4 protein-coding genes, 1 tRNA gene and 3 pseudogenes are annotated in these 9,357 nt (G+C 61.5%); 7 read left to right on the plus strand and 1 reads right to left on the minus strand.

Translation table 11 applies throughout. The features are described 5' to 3' along the window. Positions 1 to 130: 130 nt before the first annotated feature. The 7 genes and pseudogenes from A8V01_RS24420 to A8V01_RS29840 form a co-directional block, all read left to right on the plus strand. Positions 131 to 207, plus strand: a tRNA-Met gene (locus A8V01_RS24420). Positions 208 to 725: 518 nt separating this feature from the next. Continuing rightward, positions 726 to 1,277: pseudogene (locus A8V01_RS24425) on the plus strand (CatB-related O-acetyltransferase); the annotation flags it as partial. Positions 1,278 to 1,802: 525 nt separating this feature from the next. Beyond that, a pseudogene (locus tag A8V01_RS24430) lies at positions 1,803 to 1,922 on the plus strand (transposase); the annotation flags it as partial. Between the two features lie 237 nt (positions 1,923 to 2,159). Next, on the plus strand, positions 2,160 to 4,508 hold the full coding sequence (locus A8V01_RS24435; protein ID WP_245892807.1) for an arylsulfatase: 2,349 nt from the start codon (positions 2,160 to 2,162) through the stop codon (positions 4,506 to 4,508). Positions 4,509 to 4,595: 87 nt separating this feature from the next. After that, complete coding sequence (locus tag A8V01_RS24440; RefSeq protein WP_103098866.1) at positions 4,596 to 6,092, plus strand: arylsulfatase; 1,497 nt, start codon at positions 4,596 to 4,598, stop codon at positions 6,090 to 6,092. Between the two features lie 150 nt (positions 6,093 to 6,242). After that, positions 6,243 to 8,600, plus strand: coding sequence for an arylsulfatase (locus tag A8V01_RS24445; RefSeq protein WP_103098867.1), 2,358 nt, complete (start codon positions 6,243 to 6,245; stop codon positions 8,598 to 8,600). Further along, positions 8,597 to 8,899, plus strand: a pseudogene (locus A8V01_RS29840) (GNAT family N-acetyltransferase); the annotation flags it as partial. The gene A8V01_RS24445 and the pseudogene A8V01_RS29840, both read left to right, overlap by 4 nt. Positions 8,900 to 8,988: 89 nt before the next feature. Here the strand turns inward: A8V01_RS29840 and A8V01_RS29445 are convergent. Further along, positions 8,989 to 9,357, minus strand: a 369-nt coding sequence (locus A8V01_RS29445; protein ID WP_245892808.1) for a hypothetical protein, incomplete at its 5' end; no start/stop codon positions are given.

The raw sequence follows: 9,357 nt of genomic DNA on the forward strand, positions 1-9,357 counted from the left end.
TAGGACGTCGCCAGGCATTGAAGCCGACGCGCTAAATCGTTGAAAAAAACCCATCACAATGACAAACGAAATAAGGGCCCCAAAAGGGCCCTTTTTGCGTCCATCAAACGACGCAAAAAAAATACGGTGACGCGGGGTGGAGCAGCCCGGTAGCTCGTCAGGCTCATAACCTGAAGGTCGTAGGTTCAAATCCTACCCCCGCAACCAACATCATGAACACCAAGCCGTCCGAGCAACGCTCAGGGCGGCTTTTTTGTATTTATTTTCTGCAGTTTACAGCCAAAATCGAGCCTTCTGTGATTGAGAGGCGGCTCGAAGAGTACCTTTCAGCACTTACCGCAGTGAGTAGGTGACCTGTCGTCTTTGTGGTGACCGCCTCAGTGCGTGACTGACCGATCCCCAGAATCGTAAGCGATGTTCTGAGCCAACGGCGGTCCATGGCATGAGTGGCGGGGCATCTTAATTGACTCTACGTTACACGCGAGGCTGACTTTTCGTTGCATGGTGACTTGGGTTTGCCACGAGCAATTAGCGCTACGGGAAGGCAGGATCAGCGAGGAGCCCTCATGCTTGCGCCGCGCTGATCCTGACCTGCACAACCTTTGTTGGAGGCGCTGATTGGCCCCGGCGCTCTGCGACGGCTCACCTCAATCAGGTCGCGCTCTCCATATGCCCTCTGTCTAACCCGCATATGGATTCCGCGCATTTCAGGGCAGAGAGTTGAGGGCCATTCTTTCGACGATTGTGTCCGTTATCTCCTGCCGGATGGAGGCGTCGACAGGCTGGTTATCGGCAGCTTCTGTTCGATCGGATCGGGAGCAGCCTTCATCATGGCCGGCAATCAGGGGCACCGGAGCGACTGGATAAGTACCTTTCCGTTGTTCTGGACGGCGGATGAGCACGCTTTCGAAGGGGCGGCCACCGGCTATGCGCCGTCGGGCGACACGGTAATCGGCAGCGATGTGTGGATTGGGTCGGAGGCCGTCATCATGCCGGGGGTCAGGATCGGGCATGGTGCCGTGATCGGAACCCGAGCATTGGTGACGCGCGATGTAGGCCCATACGAAATCGTCGGGGGCAATCCAGCCAAAGTCATCCGCAAGCGGTTCGACGATGCGAGCATCGCCATGCTTCTGGAAATGCAGTGGTGGGACTGGAACGAGGTGCAGATGCGCTCGGCGACCCCGATCCTGACAAGCGGCAACATCGATGCACTTCACCGCTATTGGCGCGAGGTTGTCCTTGATGCCGCTTGGAGTTTGGGACCGCCAGCGTAAAGTCGCTGAGAAAGACGACATTTTGCTCTGTCGATCCTGCTAGAACCGGCAAACCTCGGTGCTCGGTAAATGGCGAGTAGGGAGGCTGCACTACTCTACCGGTTGATTTTCGTGGCTTTGGCGATCGGCCTGTTGACGGGCCCGGTTCCGGGTGCGTCAGCGCAAAGCGCGGCCGACGATCGGACCGCGATCCGGCAATGGCAGAACACCGCAGCTCAGGCCGAGGCAATGCTAGATCTGCCGCTGCTGGCGACGCTGGGGGTCGGGATCGTTTCAGCCGGTATGGCGGTGATCTTCGCCCGCTGGCTGGCAAACAGCCTTGTCGCACCCGCATTTCCCGCAGCCCAACTGATCCGCCTGCCCGAAGACAAGGTGCCGCAGACGGTCTGGCTCGCTTCCGCGCTTGGACTTTGCGTGGCAATCGACGGCTTCCTTGGCGATGTCGATATCCTGCCGGTCACGCCGCCCGCGCTGACGGCACTTGCCGGCTTTGCCGTCGTCGTCGCGGCGGCCGTGCTGCTGTGGCGCAATGCGGTCAACGGCCTACGATATATAGTGAAAACGGGCGCGCCGTGGCGCTGGATGCCTCACGATTTGCCGGCTTGGGCTGCGGTGTATCAGCAGACGCGGCGCTGGCGGGCGGCAGGTCAAGCAGCTGGCAGACACGAACGTGCGCGGGTGGTGTGCGATCCACCCCGGATGGGGGTATCGGTGAAAACCCGTAAAGTACGGCAGCGCGCTTCTGAGGGGTGAGGGGCCCGTGATACGCGGCCGGCATCTTCTTGGGTCGGTGCGGTGGTGTTATGGGTGGTAACCCCGATGCCTATTGGACCGAGGATGCTCGACACTGGTGGCCGTTGCCATCACTCATCCGGAGTCCCCATGTCTGACATCGACCGCAGCAGGCTTCCGCTCCCCCGCCCCCCCTTCGCCGGCAAGATCGGCAAGACCTACACGGAATCGACCAGCGCCTGGCCCGAACTGCCCAAGCCACCCGAGGGCGCGCCCAACGTGCTGCTGATCCTGCTCGACGATGTCGGCTTCGGCCAAGCGGGCACCTTCGGCGGCCCGGTGCCGATGCCCACGCTCGACAAGCTGGCCGCCGAGGGGCTGCGCTATACCCGGTTCCACACCACGGCGATCTGTGGCCCGTCGCGCGCCGCGCTGATCACCGGGCGCAACCATCATAATTGCGGCACCGGCTTCCTGTCCGAATGGGCGACCGGCTTTCCTGCCTATAACAACATGATCCCGCAGACGACCGCCAGCCTGGGCCGCATCCTCAGGGACAATGGCTATGCGACCAGCTGGTTCGGCAAGAACCACAATACGCCCGACTGGGAATCGAGCGTCGCCGGCCCCTTCGATCGCTGGCCGACCGGCATGGGCTTCGACTATTTTTACGGCTTCATCAGCGGCGAGACGCACCAGTATTATCCGGTGCTGTTCGAGAACAACTCGGCTGTAGAGCCCGACCGGTCGCCCGAAGAAGGCTATCATTTCCAGAACGACATCACCGAGCGGGCGATGAACTGGATCCGCTATTCAAAGTCGGTCGCCCCCGACAAACCCTTCTTCTGCTACTTCGCCCCCGGCGCGGCCCATGCGCCGCATCACGCGCCGCGCGAATGGCGAGACAAGTTCAAGGGCCAGTTCGATCATGGCTGGGAAAAGGTGCGCGAGGAAACCTACCGGCGCCAACTGGCCGCAGGGATCATTCCCGAAGGAACCGAGCTGACGCCGAAACCCGAATGGGTTCAGGATTGGGAAGGGCTGTCGGCCGAAGAGAAAAAGTTGTTCGCGCGTTTCATGGAGAATTTCGCCGGGTATCTTGCCTATACGGACTATGAATGCGGGCGCTTGGTCGACGCGGTCCGGGAATTGCCCGACGGCGACAACACGATCGTCATTTATATTGTTGGCGACAATGGCGCCAGTTCCGAGGGCGGGCCGCAGGGCACCGCCAACGAGGTGATGAGCCTGAGCGGCTACCCCGTCTCGATCGAGAAGACGATGGAGATCTATGACGATATCGGCGGTCCGAACACCGAACCCCATTATCCGCTGGGCTGGGCCTGGTGCGGCAATGCGCCATTCCAGTGGGTGAAGCAGGTTGCCTCGCACTTTGGCGGATCGCGCAATCCGATGGTCGTGTCCTGGCCCAGGGAGATCGCCGACAAGGGCGGCATCCGACCGCAATTCACCCATCTGATCGACATCGCGCCGACCATCCTGGCGGCGGCCGGTATTCCCGCCCCGACCCATGTGGACGGCATCGAGCAGAAGCCGATGGACGGTGTGCCGATCCAGGCAACGTTCCAGTCGGCCGATGCGGCCGCCGTGCGCGAGCGGCAATATTTCGAGGTGCTGTCCAACCGCGCCATCTATGACAAGGGCTGGATTGCCTGTGCCCAGCATACGCTGCCCTGGCGGCAGGATCTGGCGCCGGGCAACTGGGACCAGGATGACTGGGAACTCTACAACATCGACGAGGATTTCAGCGAGGCGAAGAATCTGGCCACGGCGCATCCCGAAAAGCTTGAGGAGCTGAAGCGGATCTTCGACGAGGAATGCGAGAAGTACGGCGTCTACCCACTCGACGATCGCGGCGCTGCCCGCATCGCCGAGCCCAAGCCGACGCCGGGCGGAACCGATCCTGATCGCACCGAATTCACTTACTATCCCGGCGCCTATCGCCTGCCCGAAACCGCCGCACCCAACACCAAGAACCGCTCACACACGATCAAGGTTGAGATCGACAACGACGGCAAGGCCGAGGGCGTGCTGGTCGCGGCCGGCGGGGCTTCGGCGGGCTTCTCACTTTACGTCAAGGACGGCAAGCCGACCTACCACTACAACTGGTTCGATACCGAGCGGCTCGACTGCGTGTCGTCCAAGCCCCTGCCCAAGGGCAAGAGCACGTTCGAGGTCGTGTTCGCCTATGATGGCGGCGGCCTGGCCAAGGGCGGCGACGTGATCCTGCTGCTCGATGGCGAGGAAGTCGCCAAGGGTCGCGTCAACCAGACCGTGCCGGCGCGCTTCGGCCCCGACACATTCGGGGTCGGCGGCGACAGCGGATCGCCGGTCGCCAATACCTACAAACCTCCCTTCACCTTCACGGGCGGGCGCATCATCCGCGTCGATATCAAGCTGGCGCCCAAGGATCTGAGCGTGAGCGAGGAAGAGGAACTGCAGGAACGCTACCTGGCCTTCGCCCAGCATATCGAGTGATCGCAGCCGCCTCGAGACTTATCCCGATACATCACCACGCCCATCATCCTGCCAAGATGGCTCGATCGATCTGAGGAGACCCTGACGATGGCAAAGCAGCCCAACATCCTTTTCATCATGGGTGACGATATCGGCTGGTTTAACCCCAGCTGTTACAACAGCGGCATGATGGGGTACAAAACCCCCAGCATCGATCGCATCGCCCAGGAGGGCGCGCGCTTTACCGACTGGTATGCCCAGCAAAGCTGCACCGCAGGGCGCGCCGCTTTCCTCACCGGGCAATCACCCATCCGCACTGGACTTACCAAGGTGGGCTTGCCGGGGGCCGAACAGGGATTGGGCCCCGATGATCCCTGCATCGCCCAGGTGCTCAAGGCGCAGGGCTATGCGACGGGGCAGTTCGGCAAGAACCATCTCGGCGATCGCGACGAGCATCTGCCGACCATGCACGGCTTCGACGAATTCTTCGGCAACCTCTATCACCTGAACGCCGAGGAGGAGCCAGAGAACGAGGACTATCCCAAGGATCCAAAGTTTCGCGAAAAGTACGGCCCGCGCGGCGTGCTGCGGTGCAAGGCCGATGGCAACGGTGGCCAGACGATCGAGAATACCGGTCCAATGAACAAGAAGCGGATGGAGACGATGGACGAGGAGTTCCTCGCCGACGCCAAGGATTTCATCAAGCGCAGCCATGACGCCGGCGGTCCGTGGTTCTGCTACTTCAATTCCACCCGGATGCACATCTATACGCACCTCAAGGAAGCGTCGAAGGGCAAGACCGGGCTTGGTGTCTATCCCGACGGCATGGTCGAGCATGATGGGCATGTCGGCGAACTGCTCGACCTCCTCGACGAGCTTGGCGTCACGGAAGACACTGTCGTCGTCTACACCACCGACAATGGCGCCGAATGCTTTACCTGGCCCGACGGCGGCACCACGCCCTTCAAGGGAGAAAAGGCGACCAACTGGGAAGGCGGCTTCCGCGTGCCTTGCGTCATCCGCTGGCCCGGTGTGATCGAGCCCGGTCAGGTGATCAACGACATTTGCGCGCATGAAGATTTCCTGCCGACCTTGGCTGCGGCGGCGGGCGACAACGATGTCGTCGAACGCGTGAAGAAGGGCGGGAAGATCGGCGATCTCACGTTCAAGGTCCACCTCGACGGGCACAATCTGATACCGTTCTTCAAGGGCGACGAGGCGGAATCGCCGCGCAAGGGCTTTGCCTATTGGAGCGACGACGGCGATCTGATGGCGATCCGCGTCGGCCACTGGAAGGTGACATTCCTGGCGCAGAACACCGAGATCAATCCGCGCACACCTGTCGGCGTCTGGCAGGGCCAGTTTACCGCACTACGCGCGCCACTGATGTTCAACCTGCGGTCGGATCCGTTCGAACGCGGGCCCGAAAGCATCGAATACGCTTCCTTCATCGCCCACCGCATGTTCCTGATGGTCCCAGCGCAGGGGATCGTCGCCCACCTGCTGGGAACCTTCAAGGAGTTTCCTCCGCGCGCCAAGGCAGCGAGTTGGACGGTCAGCGACGCCATGGACAAGATCGGGACTGCGAGTCCGAACCAGAATTGATCCACAATCTGGATCAGGCATTTTCACCGGGCTGTTCTGACGGTTGGCGAGAGGCGCACCAATTGCCTGCATGGAAGGCTACACGCGCCTCTCGTCGAAGCCAAATGCAGGCTCGGCTCGGACGGTTTGAAGCGGAAGAGGACGATCAGCATGACAACGAACAAGCCCCGGCCCGAACTTAACCGTTATGTGCTGCCAATCCCGGAGCGCGTACCGCCGCATGACACGCCGATGAACGCCAAGGAGGCGCAGAGCCCGCCGGCCAAGGAGTTTTTGCGCCCGCCGGCCGGCGCACCCAATGTGCTGATCGTGCTGATCGACGATATGGGTTTTGGCGCCAGTAGCGCCTTTGGCGGCCCCTGCCTCATGCCGACGGCCGAACGGGTCGGGAAGGAAGGCATCCGCTTCACCCGTTTCCATACGACCGCGCTCTGTTCGCCCTCGCGCCAGGCCCTGCTGTGCGGGCGCAATCATCATACGGTGAACATGGGCGGCGTCACCGAAGTGGCGACTGCCATGCCCGGCAATACCGGTCTGCGCCCGGATACCTGCGCGACCGTCGCCCAAATCCTCAAATATAATGGCTACAGCACCGGCGCCTTTGGCAAGATGCACCAGACGCCGACCTGGGAAACCAGCCCTTCCGGCCCGTTCGACCATTGGCCGATCGGCGACGGGTTCGAGAAATTCTATGGCTTCCTGGGCGGCGACACCAATCAATATGCCCCGCCGCTGGTCGATGGCGTGACCCCGATCGAGCCGCCCAAGACCATCGAGGAAGGCTATCACTTGACCGAGGATCTGGTCGATCAGGTGCTCAACTGGACCGGCTCGCTACAGACCTTCACCCCCGACAAGCCCTGGTTCGCTTATCTCTCCTTCGGCGCCACCCATGCCCCGCACCATGTGCCCAAGGAATGGGTCGACAAGTACAAGGGCAAGTTCGACCACGGCTATAACAAGCAGCGGGAGATCACGTTCGCAAAGCAGAAGGAACTGGGCGTCATCCCCAAGGATGCGGAACTGACCGCGCCGACCGAATGGCTGCCCGAATGGGACGAACTGACCGACGATGATCGCAAGGTTTCCTGCCGCCTGGCCGAAACCTATGCCGCCTTCGCCACCCATACCGACCATCATGTCGGCCGGCTGCTCGACACGCTGGAGGCACGCGGCGTGCTGGAAGACACGCTGGTCATCTATATCCTGGGCGACAATGGCGCCTCGGCCGAAGCTGGCCCCTATGGCACCTTCAACGAACTGGCCTACCAGAACAGCATCGGCATGACGACGGCGGACATCCTGCCGCGGCTCGATGAGATTGGCGGGCCCAATTCCTTCAACCATATGCCCTCGGGCTGGGCCCATGCGATGAACGCCCCCTATCAGTGGAGCAAGATCGTCGCGTCCCACTGGGGCGGCACCCGCGTCGGCATGACGATGCGCTGGCCCGAGAAGATCAAGGCCAAGGGCGAATTGCGCCACCAGTTCCACCATCTGATCGACGTGGCGCCGACCATCCTGGAATTGGCTGGGGTGCCCGAACCCGATTTCGTCAACGGCATCCAGCAAAAGCCGCTGGAAGGCGTCAGCATGGCCTATCTGTTCGACGAGGCCGAGGCGGATGATCGGCACACGACCCAATATTTCGAGATCGGCTGCAATCGCGGCATCTATCATGACGGCTGGACTGCCATGACCATGCACCGCCTGCCCTGGCCCGACAAGCGCGAGACGGTGGGCGAGATCGAGGATGACATATGGGAACTCTATGGCCCCGACGACTGGACCCAGGCGCATAATATCGCCGACCAGAATCCCGACATGCTGCGCAAGCTGCAGGACCGTTTCCTGATCGAGGCGGCCAAATATAATGTCCTGCCGCTCGACCCGCGCCAGCGCGAACGCTTCGACGCCCGTGTCGCCGGCCGGCCGGATCTGCTCAACGGCCGCACCTCCATGACCTTCCTGCCGGGGATGACCCGGATGAACGAGAATACGGTCCCGAACGTCAAGAACACCAATTTCACCGTCACCGCGAAGGTGGAACTGGGCGCGGAACCGGCCAATGGCGCGATCATCGCCCAGGGCGGCAAGTTTGGCGGCTGGAGCTTCTACATGAAGGACGGCGTGCTCGCCTATGCCCATAACTGGGTGGGGCTGGAAACCTTCATCGTGCGCGCCGACGAACCGCTGGGAAAGGGCAGCCACGACCTGCTGCTCGACTTCGCCTATGATGGCGGCGGCGCCGGCAAGGGCGGCATGGTGACCTTCACGGCGAACGGCAAGGCGATCGGCGCGGGGCACATCGAAAAAACCGTGCCAGCCATCTTCTCCTTCGACGACTTCATGGACATCGGCCACGACAATGGCGAACCGGTGGTGGAAGATTATGGCCCGACCGGCGGCACCTTCACCGGTGCGATCGAAATGGTCCGGATCGACCTCAACGGCGAATCCCACCATGACCATGATCTGTCGCTGAAGGCGAAATACGCCAAACAGTGACGGTTCGGTCGGCAAACGAGATTTTTGCGTCCCGTTTGCCGGCGACTCTCGAAAAGATTGAAAAACGGATCTCGCAATATGCGGAAGGTTTCCTTCTCCTCGAGGCGGATGGCGAGATAGCGGGGTTCATCAACAGCGGCTGTGCCCATGGCGTCGTCATGTCGGACGAGGCGTTCATGGAACTCGTGGGACATGACCCGAAGGCACTCAACGTCGTGATCATGTCCGTGGTGGTCGATCCACGTCAACAGGGCAAAGGCTATGCGAAAAGGCTGATGGAGACATTTTCCAAGCGCATCCAGGCTCTTGGCAAGGAGACCAGATCAAGGCGGAAAAGTACCTGCTTTTCGCCACCGGGAGTGCAAATGCGTTGCTCGAGTATGGGCGATCAGTTCGTTCTGGGCAGTACGGCTTGGCCATTAAAGCATTCTACCGACCGCTCTGCGCCTGCCACCTGCACGGGTGTGGAGCAAGCGATGCGCACGTTACCGTGGGGGCCGCTGAATTGAAGCTGTGTGCTGGTGCCGAACGCGAGATGTGCGGTGACCTTCGCCAGCGAGTCGACCAAGGCCACGCCTGAGCGGCGGACATAGCTTGCGTCCACCACCGTGATTTCGTCAGGGGCTGTGTTTCCGTCGCTGCGCATGGGGTGGCTGACAGCCAGGATGTAGGCGTCGGTGTCGATCCCGGCCATCGTGGCATTGGCATTGCGATGGCGAAGTCGTCCGTCCGCCAGAAGGTTGAAGTAAACCTCGGT

Source organism: Novosphingobium guangzhouense (genome assembly GCF_002896965.1).
Classification (GTDB): domain Bacteria; phylum Pseudomonadota; class Alphaproteobacteria; order Sphingomonadales; family Sphingomonadaceae; genus Novosphingobium; species Novosphingobium guangzhouense.